We start from the raw sequence: 20,408 nt of genomic DNA, 5'->3' as shown, positions 1-20,408 counted from the left end.
ACGAATGTGCGTCATGATAACGCCCTATCGCCCGCTAAAGCCGCCCCGAGCATTACTATTGCGATCGCGCTCCAGAAAGCGACAGGATTACTATCGAGATAGTAATAATTGGACTGGATACCTATCTTACCTCGCATCAAGCAATAGGCGGCGTATACGGCGAACAATGCGGGCCAAATGAATTTAAGCATCTGCGGTATACCCACCCTGCACTGGGGCGAATGTCGCCGTAGGGCGCGTTATGGCCTTATGGGTGACGATTAGTTCCAATTCGTCGAGTGCCTCCTGCACTTGAGGGTCTTGAAGAAATTTAGTTTGCGTTTGGGGCAATATGCCCAGCGCCTCGGAAACGTCACCCTTCCGCAGCACGAGCCCGCGTCCCTCACCAAACTGTTGGGCTAGGTATCGAACGTAATCCCCCTTCTGCCCTGGAAGCTCCTCCCGCTCCTTTGGCACCCATGGTTGCTTGCGATGCCCCGGAAAGCAGCGGTCTAGGACTGCATCTAAGCCCTCTTCTCGGCGCGTACAGAGATAGACACTACACGCGCCCGCAAGGCCGTTCAGCGCCTGACGGGCCCTAGAGCGGCACACGGCCTGAAGGAGCTGGTGGGCCATCTCGCCATCCCGCAGCGCCTCCATCTCTTCTCCTGTGAGGTCTAGTGCCAAACCGCCGCCGATCGCAGCGGAAGCGAGCGCATGATACGATCCGGGCGCCCTACGCTAAACGCGCTGCCGCCCCTTCCAGCCACCTCAAACACTTAACGCCGCGCCGGGGCCCACACGCCTCGGCCGGTTCTTCTCATTTCAGAGCAACTTTATGCGAACCAACTACTTTGTCGAATTGGTGAGGGCCTATGTCGCCTCCACCTGTCTTTCCGTCTCGCAAGCCCTCCAGACCATCGGCAACTGCACCCAGCCCGAAGACCCCCAAGAGCGCTGGTGGGAGCGAGATGCTTTCGCAGATCACGGAGACACTGAGGCCGCTGAAGCTAGCCGCCCTTTCACCGGATTAGACTTCCGGCGCATCCGGGCCATCCACTGGCATCCCCTTGGGGAAGTGGTGAACGGCTTCATCGACGACGTTGTCTTACCCGCCGTTTTCAACGGTGCCGGAATTACCGTGCCCATAGAGACGAATTGACACTGAAAGTTTGCCCTCAGGCTCCCACAAGGGCGCTTGGGGGCTTCCTTTTCACCTTGCAGGGCAGACGACGCGAAAAGGGCCCGAGGTTCCCCCCAGGCCCAGTGCGGTCTTCCAGCGTACGCTTTAGCTGGTCGCAAGTTCGATGAGTTTCCGAAGGTCCTCAACAGTCAGCACAATGCTTTGCGGACCGTACTCACTCGTCTGTCGAATAGCTACGACCCCCTCCCCCATCAAAACGGCATCCCCGTCAATCAGATCGATAGTATCCGACATATAAGACCTGTCCTTGTCATCTCGGAAAGTGAACGCCTCGCCGATGCATCGGAACTAAATCAGTTAAAGTACTTTCGTCAACGGGCCGACAAGCAATTATAAACATTACTTTTGGCTAGTATTACTGGCTGTGGATTGTCTACTCCCGGCAAGTATTCTCTCATGTCGTCAGCCGCGTCGAGCGTTCGGAGCGCAGCACGTTGCATGTTTACCGTGCCTGCCCCTTGCCCGAGGTACATGAGAAGGGTACAAGCGCCGCCAGACAAGCCTATTTTGTCGCGGAAAACTGCGGTTTTCAGAGGCGGGGACCCACTCCTCTTCTGGGCACCATTCCTTCCCCAGGCTTTCAAGCCTCGGGACTGGCGGAAAACCAAGACTTTCTACCAACGTCACCGTGCGACAGCGCGATGACGAAGTCTTGGACTCTCCCGCCGCCATGGGGCGCCGAGGCGCGCCCACTCCTCCCCTTACAAAGCCGACGCGCCGGTCTTTCGGGTCAGGCGATCAATATCCCTTCGCGGACCCCGCTGGATTGTGCATGTGCGAAAGACGGATCGGCTTCGACCGCTTCGCCGACGATCAGCATGGCGGGATCATGCGCGCTGATCGCCTCGACCAGAAAGGCCAGCGAGGATAGCCGCCCCCGGATGATTCGCTCATTGGGCAGCGAGGCGTTGACCACGACCAGCACCGGCGTGTCGGGGCTGCGCCCGGCGGCGACCAGTTGCTGAGCCACGGTCGCCACCGCCGCGCGGCCCATATAGATGGCCAGCGTCGAATCGGTCGCGGCCAGCGCTGGCCAGTCGAGGTCGAGCGTCGCGCCCGCCTGCGCATGCGCCGTGACCAGGGTCAGGCGGCGTGCCACGCCGCGCAGGGTCAGGCTGGTCCCCGCCGAGGCGACGGCCGCGCTGGCGGCAGTGATGCCGGGGCAGATTCGTACCGTCACGCCCGCCGCGCGGCAGGCGGTCACTTCCTCCGCCGTGCGACCGAAGATCGCAGGGTCGCCACCTTTCAACCGGACGACCCGCTTGCCCTCCAGCGCCGCCGCGACGATCAGCGAGTCTATGGTCCGCTGATCCTTGGAATGACGGCCCGAGCGTTTGCCGACGCTGATCCGCTCGGCGCGGGGGCCGATCAGGTCCAGGATGCCGGGGCCGACCAGCGCGTCGTAGAACACGATATCGGCCGCCGCGATCAGCCGCTCGGCCTTGCGGGTCAGCAGATCGGGATCGCCCGGCCCTGCCCCGACCAGCCAGACCGAACCGGCGGGAAATTCGTCATGCGGCATGGATAGTCTCCTCGGCGAGCAGGCGGGCGAGCGCGGGGCGGCAGGATCCGCAATTGGTGCCAGCGCCCAGAGCGGCCCCGATCGCGGCAACATCGGCCAGCCGCTGGTCGCGGATCGCCGCGACGATGGTGCGCATCCCGATATCGAAACAGGCGCAGACGATCGCACCGCGATCCGCCTGCACGCCCGGCGCGCGTCCGGCGAGCAGGGTCGGTGCGGCCTCCGCCTCGGCCAACTGGCCGATCAGCCAGTCGCGACTGGGCAATTCGCCGCTTTGGGTCACGAACAGTGCGGCGACAAGCCGACCACCCGACAGGATCGCGATTCGCCTGGTGCCGCGTGCCGCGTCGATCGCCTCGACCCGCTCGCCAGCGGGCAGGCTCGACTCCAGTTTCACCGGATCGCCATCGCCCGCCAGTTCCCACAGGCTGCCCGCCGGAACCGCGACGCGCGTCGCCCAAAGGCAGGAGGGACGCCGCACCGGCTCGCCCGCGAGGATCAGGAAACCGCGCCAGCGCGTCGCCACCGCCGCCAGCCGCGCCGGGGTTTGCTTGAAGCCCGGCTGGCCCGACACCGGATCGACCAGCGGACGCGGCAGCAGGCCGGTTCGCCCGCCGCTGGAGGTGCGGTCGGTCCAGTGGATCGGCGTGAAAATCTCGCCCCGCCGCTGCGCAGGCGTCACGCGCACGCGGTAGAGGCTGTCGCCCTGCGGCGTGGCCACCCGCGCCAGCCCGCCCTCGATGACGCCTAGTCCGGCGGCATCATCGGGATGCACCTCGACCAACGGCTCTTCGCGGTGGCGGGCCAGCTTGGGCGCAAGGCCGGTGCGGGTCATGCTGTGCCACTGGTCGCGATACCGACCGGTGTTGAGCGTCAGCGGCCAGGCGGCGAGCGGGCCGGAAATCGCCTTTTGCGTCACCGTCACCAACCGCGCGCGGCCATCGGGGGTGGAGAAGCGGCCATCGGCAAAGGGGGTGCCGCCCCAGCGGAACGGCATCATCGCGTCATACTCCGCATTGCCCGCGCTCGACAGACCGGGCAGCGCGAACAGGCGCGCGCCGTCATTCTCATAGGCCGACAGACGGCAATGCTCGCGCCAGATCTCGGCGGGGCGGTCATAGGCGAAGGCGGTCTTCCACCCCATGCGGCGGCCGACCTCCTTGACGATCCACCAGTCGGGCCTTGCCTCGCCCGGCAGCGGGAACAGCGCGCGCTGGCGGCTGATCGTGCGGTCCGAATTGGTGACGGTCCCGTCCTTCTCGCCCCAGGCGGCGGCGGGCAGGCGGACATGGGCATAGGCCGAGGTGTCGGTGTCGGCGATCACGTCGCTGACCACGACGAAGGGACAGGCGGCCAGCGCCTCGCGCACGCGGCCCGCATCGGGCATCGACACGGCGGGATTGGTCGCCATCACCCAGAGTGCCTTGATCCGCCCCTCACCCAAGGCGCGGAACAGGTCGACGGCTTTCAGGCCAGGCTGTTCGGCGATGGTCGGCGCGGCCCAGAAACGCTGGACATGGGCGCGGTTGTCGGGCGCGAAGTCCATATGCGCGGCCAGCGTGGAGGCCAGCCCGCCCACTTCGCGCCCGCCCATGGCGTTCGGCTGACCCGTGATCGAAAAGGGCTGCGCGCCGGGCTTGCCGATGCGCCCCGTCGCGAGATGGACGTTCAGGATCGCATTGACCTGATCGGTGCCGCTCAGCGACTGGTTCACCCCCTGGCTGAACAGGGTGACGGTGCACGGGGTGGCGGCGAACAGTTCGTAGAAGCGGCGCAGATCGGCCGGGGGCAGGTCGCAGGTCTTCGCGACCGACCAGAAATCGCTCCCCTCGCCCGCCCGCTCCCAGAAATCGGCCGGAACCGACAGATGATCGGCAAGGAACCGCGCGTCGAGCGCCCCCGCCTCGCGGCACCAGGCGAGCAGGCCGTTCATCAGCGCCACATCGCTGCCGGGGCGCAGCGGCAGATGCAGGTCGGCTTCCTCCGCCGTTTCGGTGCGGCGCGGATCAATGACGACCAGCTTGGCACCCGCATCGCACCGGGCGCGAATACGCTGATAGACGATGGGGTGGCACCAGGCGGTGTTGCTGCCGACCAGCACGATCAGGTCGGCGGCGTCGATGTCTTCGTAAGATGCGGGCACCACGTCCTCGCCGAACGCGCGGGTGTGGCCTGCCACCGCGCTCGACATGCAGAGCCGCGAATTGGTGTCGATATTGGCCGAGCCGATAAAGCCCTTCATCAGCTTGTTGGCGACATAATAGTCCTCGGTCAGCAACTGGCCGGAGACGTAGAAGGCGACGCTGTCGGGACCATGTTGCGCGATGGTGTCGCGGAAGCGTTTCGCCACCAAATCCAGCGCCTTGTCCCACGAGGCGCGGCGCTTGCCGATCATCGGGGTGAGCAGGCGACCTTCGAGACCGACCGTCTCGCCCAGATGCGTGCCCTTGGAACAGAGCCTGCCGCGATTGGCGGGGTGGTCGGGATCGCCCTCGATCTTGACGGCACGCTCGCCGGTGACGGTCGCACGGATGCCGCAGCCGACGCCGCAATAGGCGCAGGTGGTGCGGATCGCGTTCATGCGTTGCCCCTCCCCTTCAGGGGAGGGGTTGGGGTGGGGCAGTTCGGCAAGCGCAGCGCTTGTGGCGAGGCCCCACCCCCGCCCCCTCCCCTGAAGGGGAGGGGGGAAAGCAGCCTCATGCTCACGCCGCCGCCTTCAAGGTGCTGGCGCGGCAGATCAGCACGCGGCCGCCGCTGATCTTCACCGGCACGGTCGGCGTGCAGCCCTTGTCCTCGCCCAGCGCCTCGCCGGTGCTGAGCGAAATCCGCCAGTTGTGCAGCGGACACGCCACCGCGCCGCCATGGACGATGCCCTGGCTCAGCCGCCCATGCTTGTGCGGGCAGCGGTCGAGCAGCGCGAAGACCTTGTTCTCGCCGGTACGGAAGACGGCGATGTCGTGACCGCCCTCGACCTGCACCGTGCGGCTGCCGCGCACCGGAATCTCGTTGACCCAGCCGATATCGAGCCATTCGCCGATCATGCCATCTCTCCAACAGGTTGGAAGCGCGCCATCGGCGCATGGATTTCGCGCTCCTCGCCCGCGACGCGCGCGGCCCAGGGATCGTCCTGCGAGAAGCTTTGCGAATAGAAGAAGCGGCGGGCGAGCTCGGCGCGCGCCTCCTCATCGGGCAACAGCCGCGACTGGATATAGGCCAGGCCCACACGCTCGATCCACGGCGCGGTCCGCTCCAGATAGCGCGCCTCCTCGCGATAGAGCTGGACGAAGGCGGCGCACATCTCCATCGCCTCCGCCTCGGTCGCGACCTTGCACAGCAGGTCGGTGGCGCGGACCTTGATCCCGCCATTGCCGCCGACATGAAGTTCGTAGCCCGAGTCCACGCAGACCACGCCGAAGTCCTTGATCGTCGCCTCGGCACAGTTGCGCGGGCAGCCCGACACCGCGATCTTGAACTTGTGCGGCATCCACGAGCCCCAGGTCGCCCGCTCCAGCTTGACGCCCAGCCCGGTCGAATCCTGCGTGCCGAAGCGACACCATTCGGAGCCGACACAGGTCTTCACCGTCCGCAGACTTTTCCCATAGGCATGGCCGCTGACCATCCCGGCGGCGTTCAGATCGGCCCAGACGGCGGGCAGATCCTCCTTCCTGATGCCGAAGATGTCGAGCCGCTGGCCGCCCGTCACCTTGACCATCGGCGCGTTGAACTTCTCGACCACATCGGCGATCGCACGCAGCTCCTTGGGGCTGGTGATGCCGCCCCACATGCGCGGCACGACCGAATAGGTGCCATCCTTCTGGATATTGGCGTGCATCCGCTCGTTGACGAAGCGGCTCTGCTGGTCGTCGACATATTCGCCGGGCAGCGCGCAGAGCAGATAATAATTGAGCGCGGGGCGGCAGGACGAACAGCCATCGGGCGTCGACCAGTGCAGCTTCTGCATGACCTCCGGGATGGATCGCATGTCCTGTGCGACAATCTCGCGGCGGACATCGTCATGGCCGAAGCTGGTGCATTTGCACATCGTCTTCGGCCCCGCCTCGACCTCGTCGCCCAGCGTCAGCGTGAGCAGCGTCTCGACCAGCCCGGTGCACGAGCCGCAACTGGCCGACGCCTTGCAGGTGGCGCGGACGGCGTCGAGGCTGTGCGCGCCCTTGGCGATGCACGACACGACTTGGCCCTTGGTGACGCCGTTGCAGCCGCAAATCTCCGCCGTGTCGGAGAGCGCCGCAACGGCCGCCTTAGGGTCCGCCTGCCCCCCTCCCGAGGCGAAGGCCTGGCCGAAGATCAGCGCGTCGCGAATGTCGCCGACGTTCTCACCCTTTTTGAGCAGGTCGAAATACCAATTGCCGTCGGCGGTATCGCCGTACAGCACCGCGCCGACGATGCGGTCGTCCTTGACCACGACGCGCTTGTAGATGCCGCGGCTGGCATCGCGCAGCACGATGTCCTCTGCGCCGTCCCCGCCGCCGAAATCGCCCGCCGAGAAGACGTCGAGTCCGGCAACCTTCAGCTTGGTCGCGGTGGCGGTGGGGCGATAGCCGCTGGGGCTGCCGGTCAGCGCATCGGCAAGGCTGCGGCACATGTCCCAGAGCGGCGCGACCAGGCCGTATACCTGTCCGTCATGCTCGACGCACTCGCCGACCGCCAGGATGCGCGGGTCGGAGGTGACCATATGGTCGTCCACCTTGATCCCGCGCCCGACCTCCAGCCCGGCGGCGCGGGCCAGCGCGACGCAGGGACGGATGCCGACTGCCATGACGACCAGGTCGGCGGCGATCTCGCGCCCGTCCTTCAGGCGGATGGCTTCCACCTTGCCGTCGCCCAGGATCGCGGCGGTATCGGCGCCGCACAACACGGTCTGGCCGCGCGCCTCCAGCGCCTGCTTGAGCAGCCAGCCCGCCGCCTCGTCCAGCTGCCGCTCCATCAGCGTCGGCATCAGATGGAGGACCGTTACCGTCATGCCGCGCAAGCTCAGGCCATGCGCCGCCTCCAGCCCCAGCAGGCCGCCGCCGATCACCACCGCGCTGCCACCCCGCTCGGCGGCGGCGAGCATGTGCTCGACGTCCTTCATGTCGCGAAAGCTGATGACGCCGGGCAGGTCGTGGCCGGGCACCGGGATGATGAACGGGTCGGAACCGGTCGCGATCAGCAGCCGGTCATAATCCAGCACCATGCCGCTCTGGGCGGTGACCGTCCGTGCCTCGCGGTCGATCGCGGTGACGGGATCGCCGCTGACCAGGGTGATGCCGTTATCGGCATACCAGTCGAGGCCGTTGATGACGATCTCGTCGAACGTCTTCTCGCCCGCCAGCACCGGCGACAGCATGATCCGGTTGTAATTCACCAGCGGCTCGGCACCGAATATGGTGATGCGGTAGCGGGCGGGATCGCGTGCCAGCAATTCCTCGACCGCACGGCAACCGGCCATGCCGTTGCCGACGACGATCAGGTGTTCGCGGGTATCGACCTTCGCGGCGCTCAGGACTTCGTGTTTCATCGGTTCGATCCGTCGAAGAGGAAAAGCATCAGATCCGCACGCCCTCGGCCGCGCCCCAGCTGCGGCGCCAGCGGCTCTTGACCAGCATCAGGCCCGCCAGCGCGACCAGGGCGAGTGCGGCAAAGATCAGGAACCCGCCCGAAAAGCTGCCCGTCCACTGCTTGGCGAACCCCAGCGACGAGGCGAGGTAGAAGCCGCCGATCCCGCCCGCCATGCCGACCAGCCCGGTCATCACGCCGATCTCGGCGGCAAAGCGCTGCGGCACCAGCTGGAACACCGAGCCGTTGCCGACGCCCAATGCCAGCATGGACAGGACGAACAGCGCGAGCGAGGCGGCGAACCCGTCGACCATCGCCACGCCCGTCAGGGTGACGGCGGCGGCGGCGAACACGCCGAGCAGCGCCTTCACCCCGCCGATCGCATCGGCCAGCGCCCCGCCCATCGGCCGCACCAGCGACCCGGCAAAGACGCAGGCCGCCGTGGCGTAACCGGCTTGCACCGGGGTCAGCCCGAAGCGGTCGGTGAAATAGATGGGCAGGCTGGCGGCGAGGCCCACGAACCCGCCGAAGGTGACGGCGTAGAAGCCCATCAGCCACCAGGCATCGGCCTGTTTCAGCGGCGCGAGATACTCGACCAGACGGCGTGGGCTCGGCGCACCCGGTGCGTCCTTGGCCATCACCATATAGGCGAAGAAGACGAGGGTCAGCGGCAGGCAGGCGAGCCCCAGAACGGCGTTCCAGCCGAACAGCTTGGCCAGCGCGGGCGCGAACAGCGCGGCGAGCACCGTGCCCGAATTGCCCATGCCGGCCAGGCCCATGGCCTTGCCCTGATGTTCGGGCGGATACCAGCGGCTGGCGAGCGGCAGCGCGATGGCGAAGCTCGCCCCCGCAAAGCCCAGGATGACGCCCAGCACCAGTGTGCCGCCGAAGCTGTTCACCCCCAGCACCCAGGCGGAAAAGAGGCCGCCGATGACGATCAACTGGCTGATCGCGCCCGCGCGCTTCGGCCCGATCCGATCGACCAGCAGACCGTTGACGACCCGCAGGATTGCCCCCGCCAGCGTCGGCACCGCGACCATCACGCCCTTTTGCGCAGGCGTCAGGCCCAGGCTGGCGGAAATCTGCGGCGCCAGCGGGCCGAGCAGGACCCAGACCATGAAAGCCAGATCGAAATACAGGAATGCCGCGATCAGCGTCGGCGTATGACCGCTCGACCAGAAACCGCCGTCATCGCCCGCTTTCGCCGCTTTGCTGTCATCCCAGAATGCCGTCGCCATCGTGCCGCCTCCGTGGGGCCCAGGGCCCAAAACGAAAAAAGCCGCCAGGACGCGGGGCCCTTGCGGGTCGCATCCTGGCGGCTTCGTTGCCTCCAAGCGGAATATGGGGACTGCCCCGCTTCCGCCAGCGCGCCACCCCGTCGTTGGAGCGGACCGCGCCGTTATCTCGTGCCCGACGCCATTGCCGGGCGAATCGAAAATTGCCTGATTCCCGGGTGGCGCGCAAGAGGCTTTCGCAAATGCAGCAGATTCTTCCTTTTCCTTCCCTGCAAGGGAAGGACTTTCAGGGAAGTGCCGCCAGATACCCCGGAATATCATCCGGATCGAACGCCCGCCCGTCGAAGAACCGGTCGCTCCCCAGCACCAGTCGTCCTTGCGTCGATCCGGCCCCGATCGGCTCGATAAGCGCGCCTTCCAACTTGGAACTCGCGCCCGGCAACGGCGCGCCCGATCCGGTCAGCGCGGCGCGGTACAGGTCGGGGCGGAACACCCCCTGCGCCGTCGCGGCGTCCGCATTCGAGAAGGGCAGCCCTTCCCACCGCACCATCTGCGCATGGAGCCAGCCCGCCTGGCTGCGCCACGGGAAGTTCGCTGCCTCGCGATACTGGAACATGAAGTCGGGATAATGCACCGGCTCGCCGCCCGGCACCACGCGGATGCGGTCGGTGATCGCGCGCAGGATCGCACCCATTGGCGCGTCGAGATAATGGGGGCGCGACAGGATTTCGGCGCTCTGTTCGACCGTCTCGGGATCGATGAAATGCGCCGCCGCCGCGTGCAGCGCGCGGATCAGCCGCAGCACCGCGTCGCGCCGTTCCTCGGCCTGGTCGGCGCGCATCGCCAGCACCTTCTCGACGCCACGCCGCCAGATTTGCGCGGTCGCCAGCGCGATCCGTCCCACGCCACGATCGACCGCGATCGAGTTCCACGGCTCGCCGACGCAGATGCCGTCCACCTCACCCGCCGCCAGCGCATCGGCGGCGAAGGGCGGGCTCGTCACGACGATATCGACATCCGTATCCGGCCGGATGCCCACCCCGGCCAGCCAGTAGCGCAGCATATAATTGTGGCTGGAATGGCGGTGCACCACGCCGAAGCGCAACCGCTGTTGTGCCGCCACCGCGCGCAGGGCCGCCCCCACCGCGATCGGATCGCCCAGCCCCTCGCCCAGCCCGCAGGCCTCGCCCAGCGCGGTCGAGAAGGTGATCGCATTGCCGTTCAGCCCCAGGACGAAGGGCACCGCCATCGGTACCGCCGGGCGATCGCGGCCCAGCGCGGTCGCGATGGCGAGCGGCGCGACCATGTGCGCGGCGTCCGTATGCCCATAGAGCAGCCGATCCCGCACCGCCGCCCAGGTGACGTCGCGGACCATTTCGACGCCTACGCCCTGCTCCTCGGCAAAGCCAAGCTCATGCGCCAGGATGGGCAGCGCGGCGTCGACCAGCGGCACGAAGCCGATGCGGAACCGGTCGAGACTCACGGCAACTCTCCCATCAAAGCCTCGCTGGTCACGATCGCCTCGGCCACCTCGGCGATGCGCCGATTGGACTGCATCGCATGGCCGCGCAGCAACGCATAGGCGGCGGGCTCATCGATCCCGCGCCGCCGCATCAGGATCGCCTTGGCCCGGTCGATCGTCTGGCGGTCGGCCAGTGCGGTCTTGGCCTCGGCCAGTTCGGCCTGGAGCCGCGAAAAGGCCTGGAAACGGCGGATCGCGACATCGAGCACCGGCTTGATCCGCTGCTTCGCCAGGCCGTCGACGACATAGGCCGACACCCCCGCATCGACCGCCGCCAGCGCGCTTTCGGCATCCGACTGGTCGACGAACATCGCGATCGGCCGGTCGAGCGCGCGCGACATGGCGAAGAAATCCTCCAGCAGGTCGCGGCCGGGATTCTCCAGATTGATCAGCACCACCTCGGGCGCGCACGCCTCGATCTGGCGGACGATCGGCCCGGCGGGATCGATCAGCACCTGATCGTCCAATCCGGCCTCGCGCAGGCCTTCGGCGATGATCGCCGCGCGCGTCGTGCTGGTGTCGATGATCGCGATCCTCACGGGCGGATGGACTAGCGGCAAAGGCGCGTATCATCCAGCCCGGACGATGAAGGGCGGCATGACGTTTTTTTCAGAATAGCCGGGCCGAAGTGTTGCCTTGCAGCATCGCCGCCCTATGAGACGTTGCAACATACCACATCACCGGATCACCCATGGCCGTCATCGACCACTCCCTTCGCCGTTCCCGCCTGGCCGCGCTGGCCCTTGCCATGACCACCTGCGCCATGCCGTTGTGCGCCAATGCTCAGGAAAGCGAAGGGCAGGAGAAGGCCGAGGATCGCTCGGACATCGTGGTCCTGGGCACCCGTCACTCGGTCGACCGCACCCTATCCTCCGACCCCGCGACCGAGCGCATGTCGCAGTCCAGCCGCTCGCTGGAGCAGGATGTGCTACAGGCGGCGGGCACGTATCGGCTGAACGACGCGCTGGAGCTGGTCAGCGGGTTCAGCCAGCAGAACAACCGCGGCGGCGTGCTCGACAATTTCGCGATTCGCGGCTTTCTGGGGACGCCGGACGGCGGCGCGGAATTCTATGTCGACGGCTTCATCGCCAATCGCGGCATGGTCCCCCCGCGCGACCCCGCCACCGTCGAGCGGATCGAGGTGCTGAAGGGCCCGGCGGGCGCGATCTTCGGCGAGGTCGATCCGGGCGGCCGGGTCAACATCGTCTCGAAGATGCCGCGCTTCACCCCCTATGCCCGGCTGACTGCGACCTATGGCTCGTTCGACACGCGCCGGGTCGAGGCGGATGCCACGGGGCCGCTCTCCGATACGCTGGCCGCACGGATCGTCGTCGCGGCCGAGGACAGCGACGGCTGGCGCGACACGGTGTCGCTGAAGCGGCGGGTGGTGTCGCCCTCGCTCACCTGGGCGCCGAGCGATTCGCTGCGGCTGACCTATCTGGCCGAGTTCATGCAGTTCGACACGCCGTTCGATCGCGGTATCCCGGCGGTCGGCGACGATGCCAATGCCCTGCCCCGCTCCAACTATTATGGCGAGCCGTCCAACGGCCTCACCCGCTTCCGTAACGAGCGGCACCAGTTGACCGGCCTGGCGCAGCTGGGCGGCGGCTGGACGCTGAACGGCGGCATCGTTTGGCGGACCGGCTCGCTCAAGGGGTTTTCGGCGGACCAGTCGCGCATCGTCGGCACCCAGGTCTGGCGTCAGCGCCGCTCGCGCGATTTCGTGATCGACGATCTGGCCGCGCGGATGGAGCTGGCGGGCAATGTCGGGCGGCACCAGCTGAGCGTCGGCATCAAGGGTTATCGCATGACCTATGGCGAGCGCTGGATGCGGCGCAATCCGTCGGCAGCGGCGCCCTATGCGGTCGATCTCTACGATCCGGCCTCGACCTATGGCGGGACCGCCGCGTCGCTGCTGCCCTTCACCAACAATGACGAGAATCGCTGGGCGGGCACATTCTATGTCCAGGACATGTGGGCGGTGACCGACCGGCTGACCCTGGTCGGTGGTGCGCGGGTCGATCCCTATCGGCAGAAGATCGTCAACAACCGCACCGGCGGCGTCGGGCAGATCGTCGACGAGCCGGTCAAGTTCCGTGCAGGGGCCCGCTATGCGGTGGACGACCATGTCTCGGTCCATGCCAACTGGGGCGAGTCCTTCGTGCTCAATTCCGGCACCGGCCGCACCGGCGACGGATTCCAGCCCGAGGAGGCGCGCGGTTACGAAGTCGGCGTCGCGGGCCGCTGGACCGGGCTGGACCTGGGCATGACCTGGTTCGACATCGCCAAGAGCAACATCCTGACCACCGATCCGGTCGATCCCGGCTTCAACGCGCCGGTCGGCCGGATGAACAGCCGGGGGATCGAGGCCGACGCCTCGCTGCGTCTCGCCCGCCGGTGGCAGGTGATCGCCAACTACGCCTGGGTCCATGCCCGCAACGACGACAAGAGCTTCGCCACCACGGCGGTGCTGGGCGTGCCGACGCATTCGGGAACGGTGCTGGTCGTCCATCATCTGCCGCTGGCCGGGCGCGACTGGCAGTTGAGCGGCGGCGTCGCCTATGTCGGCGACCGCGCCGGTTCGCTCGATGCGCAGCCGCTGGTCCTGCCGTCCTATGTGAAGGCCAAGGCGGCGGTCGAAATGCCCGTCACCGACCAGCTGCGCTTCCGGCTGGAGGCCGACAACCTGTTCGACGCGCGCTATGCCGCGAGTTCGTACAGCCGGTTGTGGATCTATCCGGGCGCACCGCGAACGGTGCGGGCGTCGCTGCGGCTGGAGATCTGACATCTTATTCCTCCCCTGCAAGGGGAGGTGGCAGGGCGAAGCCCTGACGGAGGGGTGTCACCCTCTCGATAGCGGGACACCCCTCCACCATGCTGCGCATGTGTGCGGGCGAGATGGTGCCCCCGGCACCATCTTGACGTGCCGGGGGCACGTCAAAGCCCGCACACCCTCCCCTTGCAGGGGAGGATCGGGTCTATTCCGAATGAACCAACACGCGGCCCCTGCGTAGCCACCCCGCAACGCCATGTTTCGGGAATGCCGCGATGAATCACACTCACCTGCCACGACCGCCGCTTGTACTGGGCGCGGCGGGGGTGCTGCCGCCCCTGGCCTGTGTCGGGCTGACGCTGGTCGACCCGGCGCTGACCCTGCCCGCGACGATCGGCGGCGGGCTCTATGCCGCGCTTATCCTGTCCTTCCTGGGCGGTATGTGGTGGATGGAGGCGCTGCTCCGCCGCGACGATCGGAGCTGGCCCTATCTGGTCGCGGTGCTGCCCAGTCTGATCGGATGGGCATTGTTCTTGCCGCCGCTGCTGGCGGGCGGCTCGATCCGGGTCGCGCTGATCCTGCTGGGTCTGGTCATCATGGTCACGCCGCTGGCCGACATTCGGGTCGGCGATGCGATGCGGGCCATCGCAGGCTGGGCCAGGCTGCGCTGGGCCTTGTCGCTGGGTCTGGGGAGCCTGACCCTGGTCCTGGGGCTGATCGCCCCCCGCTGAGCGTTCAGGCGGACTCGTCGCGCGGGGCGGGATCGGGCGCACGCCCTTCGTCCTGTTCCCGCGCCTGGGCCTTTCGCCGCTTCAGATTTTCCCGGAGCGCCGCCGCCAGCCGCTCCGCCCGTTCGTCTTTTGCCATGGCTTTTCGCATAATCCGCACAAAGGCCGCTTGACAATGCCCGCCCAATCGTCTCTAGGCGCGCTTCCCGCGGTGAAACGCGAGTGCTGCCGTAGCTCAGTGGTAGAGCGCATCCTTGGTAAGGCTGAGGTCGTGAGTTCAATCCTCACCGGCAGCACCATTCTCCCCCGCCCCGCAAGGGGCCCGAAATGGGGAGCTTTCTGGCCCCCACACAAAACTTGATTGGGATCGTTTCGCCGGCTTGCTAGCTATGGTCGGATGAGATTCCGTTTTTCTTTCGGCGCACAGGTGTTCGTCGGCATGGCCGTGGGCCTGCTGCTCGGCCTGCTCGCCCGGTCGCAGGGCCTGGCCGGATTGGCCGAGGGCCTGCGCATCATCGGCGAGAGCTTCGTCCAGTTGCTCAAGGTGCTGGTCGTGCCGCTGGTGTTCACCGCCATCGTGGCATCGATCGCGGCACTGCGCGACCTGAACAATGCCGCGCGGCTGGTCGCCGCCACCTTCATCTGGTTCGCGATCACTGCGCTGATCGCCGTCACCATCGGCCTGACGCTGGGCACCGTGCTGCAACCCGGCCTGCATGCGGGCGTCGCGGCCGGTAGTGCGGTGCGGCCGGATACGGCGGGCTCCTGGCTCGACTTCCTGCGCGGGCTAATCCCGTCCAACATCCTGGGCCTGTCCGCCTCGACGAGCGCGGGTGACAATGGCGCCCTGAAGACCGGGCTGTCGTTCAACATCCTGCAGATCATCGTCATGGCGGTCGCGATCGGCGTCGCGGCGGTGCGGGTCGGCGACAAGGGCGAGAGCTTCCTGTCGTTCAACGCCTCCGCGCTCGCCATCTTCCGGCGCATCCTGTCCTGGGTGATCCGGCTGACCCCGCTCGGCTCGGGCGCGCTGCTGGGCAATGCGATCGTACGCTATGGGTGGCAGTCGCTGTCCGCGCTCGGCAGCTTTGCGCTGGCCGTCTATATCGGCCTCGGCCTCGTGCTGTTCGTCGTCTATCCGCTCTTGCTGCTCGCCAATGGCATGTCGCCCAAGCGCTTCTATGCCGCCGCCTGGCCCGCCATCCAGCTGGGCTTCGTGTCGCGCTCCTCGATCGCCACCCTGCCCGTCACCGAGGATGCGGTGGAGCGGCGACTGGGCGTGCCGCGCGCCTATTCGGCCTTTGCGGTCCCCTTTGCCGCGACCACCAAGATGGACGGGTGCGCCGCCATCTATCCGGCGATCTCGGCGCTGTTCGTGGCGCAATATTACGGCCTGCCGCTGCATATGGGCGATTATGTGCTGATCGTGCTGGTGTCGGTGCTGGGGTCGGCAGCGACGGCGGGGCTGACCGGCGCGGTCGTCATGCTGACGCTGACCCTGTCGACGCTGGGCCTGCCGCTGGAGGGGGCCGGGCTGTTGCTGGCGATCGATCCGATCCTCGACATGGGCCGCACCGCGATCAACGTGGCGGGGCAGGCGCTGGTCCCGACCATCGTCGCGCACCGGGCGGGCCTCATCACCGACACGCCCCCGGCGGAGCGCTTGCCGGAGGTGCCGCAAACAGGGTAAACGCGTGCATGAGCTTGCGCGCGGTGTTCTGGTGGAGTAATACACGCGAGTGGCCGACCACCGGAACCCTGTGATGCGCCCCGACCCGTTCAATCCCGATCGCACCCCCCTCGACCGTCCTTACGAGCCGGTGGGGCCCCATTATCCGCTCTATGATGCGGAGACGCAGAGCTGGACCTTCGGCCCCGATGAAGACGATGCGTCGCCCGAGCGGCCGCGTCGGAACATCCGCTGGGGCCGCTGGATCGCGCGCGCCATGGCGGCGGGCATCATCCTGCTGGTCATCGCCATCGCCTGGCTGGCCGTCACCGCGCCGCTGTCGCGCTCGCTCCAGCCGCCGACGCCGCCCTCGATCACGCTGACCGCCGATGACGGCACGCCCATTGCCCGGCGCGGGGCGATCATCGGCGCGCCGGTCGATGCGGCCAAGCTGCCCGCCCATGTGCGCGAGGCGTTCATGGCGATCGAGGACCGGCGTTTCTATTCGCACTGGGGGGTCGACCCGCGCGGCATCCTGCGCGCGGCCTGGCACAATGTTGGATCGGGCGGCGTGCGCGAGGGCGGATCGACCATCACCCAGCAGCTGGCGAAGAATGCCTTTCTCGATTCCGACCGGACGGCGGGGCGCAAGATCCGCGAGGCGATGATCGCCTTCTGGCTGGAGGCGTGGCTGACCAAGGACGAGATCCTGTCGCGCTATCTGTCCAACGTCTATTTCGGCGACAATGTGTACGGCATCACCGCCGCGTCGAAGCATTATTTCGGCCGCACGCCGGACAAGCTGAACATCGGCCAGGCGGCGATGCTGGCCGGGCTGGTCAAGGCGCCGTCGCGCCTCGCCCCAACCACCAACCTCAAGGGCGCGCGCGCCCGGCAGGCGGTGGTCGTCGCGGCGATGGAGGATGCGGGCTTCCTGACCAAGGCGGAGGCCGATGCCGTCCAGCCGCAGCGGGTCCTCGCCTCGCGGCCCGAAACGCTGCCCAGCGGCACCTATTTCGCCGACTGGGTGCTGCCCGAGGCGCGCGACCAGGCGGGCGAGATCAAGACCGAGGCGACCGTCCAGACCACGCTCAATCCCCGGCTGCAACGGATCGCCGAGCGTACGGTGCGCAGCGCCGGGCTGAACCAGGCGCAGGTCGCCCTGATCGCGATGCGCCCCGATGGCCGCGTCGTCGCGATGGTCGGCGGCAAGGATTATTCCAAGAGCCCGTTCAACCGCGCCACCCAGGCGCGGCGCCAGCCGGGTTCGGCGTTCAAGCTGTTCGTCTATCTGGCGGCCTTGCGCTCCGGCATGACCCCGGACTCGACCATCGAGGACGAGCCGGTCGATATCGCCGGGTGGAAACCGCGCAACAGCGACGGCCGCTATCTGGGCAAGATCACGCTGCGTCAGGCCTTTGCGCGCTCGTCCAACGTGGCCGCCGCCCGGCTGACCCAGGCGGTCGGCGTGAAGTCGGTCATCAAGGCGGCGCGCGATCTGGGCATCACCACGCCGATCCCGAACGAGGCGACCATCGGCCTCGGCACCTCGACCGTCAGCCTGCTCGAGCTGACCGCCGCCTATGCCGCGGTCGCCAATGAAAGCTATCCGGTCGCCGCGCGCGGCCTGAACGACGTCAAGGACAAGGGCTGGTATCAGTCGCTGACCGAGCGCAAGACGGGCTTCGCCTCATCGGTGCATGACGGGATGCTCGACCTTCTGTCCTCCTCGATCAAGACGGGCACGGGGCGGCAGGCGCTGCTGACCGTCGATGCCTATGGCAAGACCGGCACGACGCAGGATTCGCGCGATGCGCTGTTCGTCGGCTTTGCGCGCGACCTGGTGGTGGGCGTGTGGGTCGGCAATGACGACAACACGCCCAATCCCGGCCTGTCGGGCGGCGGCGTGCCCGCCCGCATCTGGCGCGCCTTCATGCAGTCGGCGCTCGACATCCCGCCGGTCGCCGCCCCCGTCGTGCAGGAAGAGGTCGATCCCGACGCCATCTCCAATGGCATGGACGACGGCATGATGCCGGGTGGCCCCGACATGATGCCGGGTTCCGCCGATCCGGTCGGCGAGATCATCCAGGGCCTGGGCATCGACCTGCGCACGGGCGATGACGGTTCGATCACCGTCGGCCCCGGCCGCCGCCGCCCCGACCGCGCCGCCCCCCCGCCGGAAGATCGCCGCCCGCCTGACGAGCGCGACGAAGAGGAATAACACACGCTTTCGGACGGGGGACGTCGTCGCGTGGCCCATTTCATGTTCACGCAAGACGCGATGGCGCGAAGAAGTTTGATTCGCGCAGAGGCGCGGAGGACGCAGAGAGACAATCGACATTTCTTCCATTCCTCCCCTGCAAGGGGAGGTGGCAGGCCGCAGGCCTGACGGAGGGGTGTACCCACTCGTTAGGTAAGACCACGCTCACGCATGGTGACACCCCTCCACCATCCTACGGATGGTCCCCCTCCCCTTGCAGGGGAGGAATTGAGAACAGATCACTATCATGCTCTCTGCGTCCTCCGCGCCTCTGCGCGAACCAAAGCATGAGACGGAAGGGCTTGCCCTGTCCGCCCCTTCGCCGTTAAACGCGCGGTCATTCGCAAGGACCCGGTGAAATTCCGGGTGGCTATTCCGGCCGCCGATCCGCCGGACAACAGAATGCATGGCCCTATCCCCGCTCCTGCCGTCAGGACGCGCGCCGCCATGCGCGACATTCTGGTATTTCATGACTGTTCAAACCTATCGAACCCAATGGTTCTCCGGCCTGGGAGACGCACGCCGTGACGTGCTCGCCGGGCTGGTCGTCGCCCTCGCGCTGATCCCCGAGGCGATCGGCTTTTCGATCATCTCGGGCGTCGATCCGCGCGTCGGACTCTATGCCTCGGTCGCGATCGCGATCGTCATTTCCTTTACCGGCGGGCGGCCCGCGATGATCTCCGCCGCGACCGCCGCCGTCGCGGTCGTCGTCACGCCGCTGGTCCGCGAGCATGGCGTCGATTACCTGTTTGCCGCGACCATAGTGATGGGACTGATCCAGATCGCCGCGGGGCTGCTGCGCCTCGACCTCGTGATGCAGTTCGTCTCGCGCTCGGTCATCACCGGCTTCGTCAACGCGCTCGCCATCCTGATCTTCATGGCGCAGCTGCCGCAACTGACCGGCGTGACGTGGCACAGCTATGCGATGGTCGCCGCCGGGCTTGCCATCATCTATCTGCTGCCGCGCGTGACCAAGGCGGTCCCCTCGCCGCTGGTCGCGATCCTGGTGCTGGCGGGGATCAGCATCGCCATGGGCCTGCCGGTGCGCACGGTCGGCGATATGGGCCGCCTGCCCGAGGGACTGCCCAGCCTGACGCTGCCCGATGTGCCGCTGACCTGGGAGACGCTGCGCATCATCCTGCCCTATTCGCTGACCATGGCCGCCGTCGGCCTGCTCGAATCGCTGCTGACCGCGCAGATCGTCGACGACATGACCGACACCGACAGCGACAAGCGCCGCGAGTGCATGGGACAGGGCGGCGCCAACATCGCCGCTGCGCTGGTCGGCGGCATGGGCGGTTGCGCGATGATCGGCCAGTCGGTGATCAACGTCACCTCGGGCGGGCGCAAGCGGCTGTCGACGCTGACCGCCGGGGTCGTCCTACTGATCCTGCTCGCCGGGCTCGGTCCCTTTGTCGGGCGGATTCCGATGCCCGCGCTGGTCGCCGTCATGGTGATGGTATCGATCGGCACGTTCAGCTGGAACTCGATTCCGAACCTGCGCCGCCATCCGCCGACCTCCTCGGTGGTCATGCTGGTCACGGTCGCGGTGGTCGTCCTGACCCATGACCTGGCCAAGGGTGTGGCGGCGGGCGTGCTGCTGTCGGGCATCTTCTTTGCCGGAAAGGTCCGCCGCCTGTTCGCGGTCGAGCGGATCGAGACGGACAAGGCGGTGCGCTACCGGGTGACCGGCCAGATCTTCTTCGCCTCGGTCGACCGCTTCACCCGCGCTTTCCAGGCGGAGCCTGGCCGCGATGTCGTGATCGACGTGTCGGCGGCGCATTTCTGGGATATTTCGGGCGTGGGCGCGCTCGACAAGATCGTCGCCCGGCTGCGCCGCGACGGAGCCGGTGTCGAGGTGATCGGCTATAACCAGGCGAGCGCCGACCTGGTCGACCGCTTCGCGCTGCACGACAAGACGGGCGTCGAGCTGGGCCTCGCGCCGCACTGACGTGCCATA

General features: G+C 67.2%; 14 protein-coding genes, 1 tRNA gene and 1 other annotated feature. Of the genes, 7 read left to right on the top strand and 8 right to left on the bottom strand.

Annotated elements, in window-relative coordinates; genetic code table 11:
- Positions 1–817 precede the first annotated feature (817 nt).
- Positions 818–1,141, top strand: a complete 324-nt coding sequence (locus ACWKSV_RS14315) for a hypothetical protein (RefSeq protein WP_076714534.1) — start codon at positions 818–820, stop codon at positions 1,139–1,141.
- A 772-nt stretch (positions 1,142–1,913) separates the two neighbouring features.
- On the opposite strand, the gene cobA is transcribed toward ACWKSV_RS14315, so the two are convergent.
- The 7 genes from cobA to ACWKSV_RS14280 all read right to left on the bottom strand — a co-directional run bounded on the left by cobA (position 1,914) and on the right by ACWKSV_RS14280 (position 11,557).
- Positions 1,914–2,705: a uroporphyrinogen-III C-methyltransferase gene (gene cobA, locus ACWKSV_RS14310; protein ID WP_076714532.1), complete on the bottom strand. Its 792-nt coding sequence runs from the start codon at positions 2,703–2,705 to the stop codon at positions 1,914–1,916.
- Complete coding sequence (locus ACWKSV_RS14305) at positions 2,695–5,286, bottom strand: nitrate reductase (protein WP_076714531.1); 2,592 nt, start codon at positions 5,284–5,286, stop codon at positions 2,695–2,697. The genes cobA and ACWKSV_RS14305 overlap by 11 nt, the downstream gene beginning before the upstream one ends.
- 121 nt (positions 5,287–5,407) lie before the next feature.
- Entirely contained in the window at positions 5,408–5,746 is a 339-nt protein-coding gene (gene nirD / locus ACWKSV_RS14300) for a nitrite reductase small subunit NirD (protein ID WP_172839614.1), read from the bottom strand.
- Positions 5,743–8,223: a nitrite reductase large subunit NirB gene (gene nirB / locus ACWKSV_RS14295; RefSeq protein WP_076714529.1), complete on the bottom strand. Its 2,481-nt coding sequence runs from the start codon at positions 8,221–8,223 to the stop codon at positions 5,743–5,745. Before nirB ends, nirD begins: the two co-directional genes overlap by 4 nt.
- A 28-nt stretch (positions 8,224–8,251) precedes the next feature.
- The gene (locus ACWKSV_RS14290; protein WP_076714527.1) at positions 8,252–9,499 is read right to left on the bottom strand and encodes a nitrate/nitrite transporter; all 1,248 of its coding nucleotides are present in this window, start codon (positions 9,497–9,499) and stop codon (positions 8,252–8,254) included.
- A 283-nt stretch (positions 9,500–9,782) separates the two neighbouring features.
- Complete coding sequence (locus tag ACWKSV_RS14285; RefSeq protein WP_076714525.1) at positions 9,783–10,979, bottom strand: ABC transporter substrate-binding protein; 1,197 nt, start codon at positions 10,977–10,979, stop codon at positions 9,783–9,785.
- A complete protein-coding gene (locus ACWKSV_RS14280) occupies positions 10,976–11,557 on the bottom strand; it encodes an ANTAR domain-containing response regulator (RefSeq protein WP_056432420.1) in 582 nt (193 codons plus the stop codon). Before ACWKSV_RS14280 ends, ACWKSV_RS14285 begins: the two co-directional genes overlap by 4 nt.
- A gap of 152 nt (positions 11,558–11,709) precedes the next feature.
- Between ACWKSV_RS14280 and ACWKSV_RS14275 the strand changes: the two genes are divergently transcribed.
- The gene (locus ACWKSV_RS14275) at positions 11,710–13,803 is read left to right on the top strand and encodes a TonB-dependent receptor (RefSeq protein ID WP_076714523.1); all 2,094 of its coding nucleotides are present in this window, start codon (positions 11,710–11,712) and stop codon (positions 13,801–13,803) included.
- Positions 13,804–14,066: 263 nt separating this feature from the next.
- Positions 14,067–14,522 carry a DUF3429 domain-containing protein gene (locus tag ACWKSV_RS14270; protein ID WP_076714521.1) on the top strand — a complete coding sequence of 152 codons (456 nt, stop codon included), beginning with the start codon at positions 14,067–14,069 and terminating at the stop codon, positions 14,520–14,522.
- A 4-nt stretch (positions 14,523–14,526) separates the two neighbouring features.
- On the opposite strand, the gene ACWKSV_RS14265 is transcribed toward ACWKSV_RS14270, so the two are convergent.
- A complete protein-coding gene (locus tag ACWKSV_RS14265; RefSeq protein WP_257787193.1) occupies positions 14,527–14,658 on the bottom strand; it encodes a hypothetical protein in 132 nt (43 codons plus the stop codon).
- A gap of 85 nt (positions 14,659–14,743) precedes the next feature.
- Between ACWKSV_RS14265 and ACWKSV_RS14260 the strand changes: the two genes are divergently transcribed.
- The 4 genes from ACWKSV_RS14260 (at position 14,744) to ACWKSV_RS14245 (ending at position 20,399) form a co-directional block, all read left to right on the top strand.
- Positions 14,744–14,818 (top strand) — tRNA-Thr (locus ACWKSV_RS14260).
- A gap of 98 nt (positions 14,819–14,916) precedes the next feature.
- Entirely contained in the window at positions 14,917–16,209 is a 1,293-nt protein-coding gene (locus ACWKSV_RS14255) for a dicarboxylate/amino acid:cation symporter (RefSeq protein WP_076714519.1), read from the top strand.
- Positions 16,210–16,282: 73 nt separating this feature from the next.
- Entirely contained in the window at positions 16,283–18,409 is a 2,127-nt protein-coding gene (locus ACWKSV_RS14250; protein ID WP_076717824.1) for a transglycosylase domain-containing protein, read from the top strand.
- Positions 18,410–18,792: 383 nt separating this feature from the next.
- Positions 18,793–18,848, top strand: a sequence feature (sul1 is cis-regulatory element that is thought to sense ions involved in sulfur or methionine metabolism; They are found in Alphaproteobacteria).
- Positions 18,849–18,917: 69 nt separating this feature from the next.
- Complete coding sequence (locus ACWKSV_RS14245) at positions 18,918–20,399, top strand: SulP family inorganic anion transporter (protein ID WP_076714518.1); 1,482 nt, start codon at positions 18,918–18,920, stop codon at positions 20,397–20,399.
- Positions 20,400–20,408 lie beyond the last annotated feature (9 nt).

The sequence above is a fragment of the Sphingomonas sp. SphC10 genome (genome assembly GCF_057004845.1).
The sequence above is the reverse complement of the archived record's forward strand: the minus strand, read 5'-3'. Positions and strand labels throughout refer to the sequence as shown.

Excerpts from the sequence above, each read along its gene's own strand:
- ACWKSV_RS14315 (WP_076714534.1), top strand. The coding sequence starts at position 818 with ATGCGAACCAACTACTTTGTCGAATTGGTGAGGGCCTATGTCGCCTCC.
- cobA (WP_076714532.1), bottom strand. The coding sequence starts at position 2,705 with ATGCCGCATGACGAATTTCCCGCCGGTTCGGTCTGGCTGGTCGGGGCA.
- ACWKSV_RS14305 (WP_076714531.1), bottom strand. The coding sequence starts at position 5,286 with ATGAACGCGATCCGCACCACCTGCGCCTATTGCGGCGTCGGCTGCGGC.
- nirD (WP_172839614.1), bottom strand. The coding sequence starts at position 5,746 with ATGATCGGCGAATGGCTCGATATCGGCTGGGTCAACGAGATTCCGGTG.
- nirB (WP_076714529.1), bottom strand. The coding sequence starts at position 8,223 with ATGAAACACGAAGTCCTGAGCGCCGCGAAGGTCGATACCCGCGAACAC.
- ACWKSV_RS14290 (WP_076714527.1), bottom strand. The coding sequence starts at position 9,499 with ATGGCGACGGCATTCTGGGATGACAGCAAAGCGGCGAAAGCGGGCGAT.
- ACWKSV_RS14275 (WP_076714523.1), top strand. The coding sequence starts at position 11,710 with ATGGCCGTCATCGACCACTCCCTTCGCCGTTCCCGCCTGGCCGCGCTG.
- ACWKSV_RS14270 (WP_076714521.1), top strand. The coding sequence starts at position 14,067 with ATGAATCACACTCACCTGCCACGACCGCCGCTTGTACTGGGCGCGGCG.
- ACWKSV_RS14265 (WP_257787193.1), bottom strand. The coding sequence starts at position 14,658 with ATGGCAAAAGACGAACGGGCGGAGCGGCTGGCGGCGGCGCTCCGGGAA.
- ACWKSV_RS14255 (WP_076714519.1), top strand. The coding sequence starts at position 14,917 with ATGAGATTCCGTTTTTCTTTCGGCGCACAGGTGTTCGTCGGCATGGCC.
- ACWKSV_RS14250 (WP_076717824.1), top strand. The coding sequence starts at position 16,283 with ATGCGCCCCGACCCGTTCAATCCCGATCGCACCCCCCTCGACCGTCCT.
- ACWKSV_RS14245 (WP_076714518.1), top strand. The coding sequence starts at position 18,918 with ATGACTGTTCAAACCTATCGAACCCAATGGTTCTCCGGCCTGGGAGAC.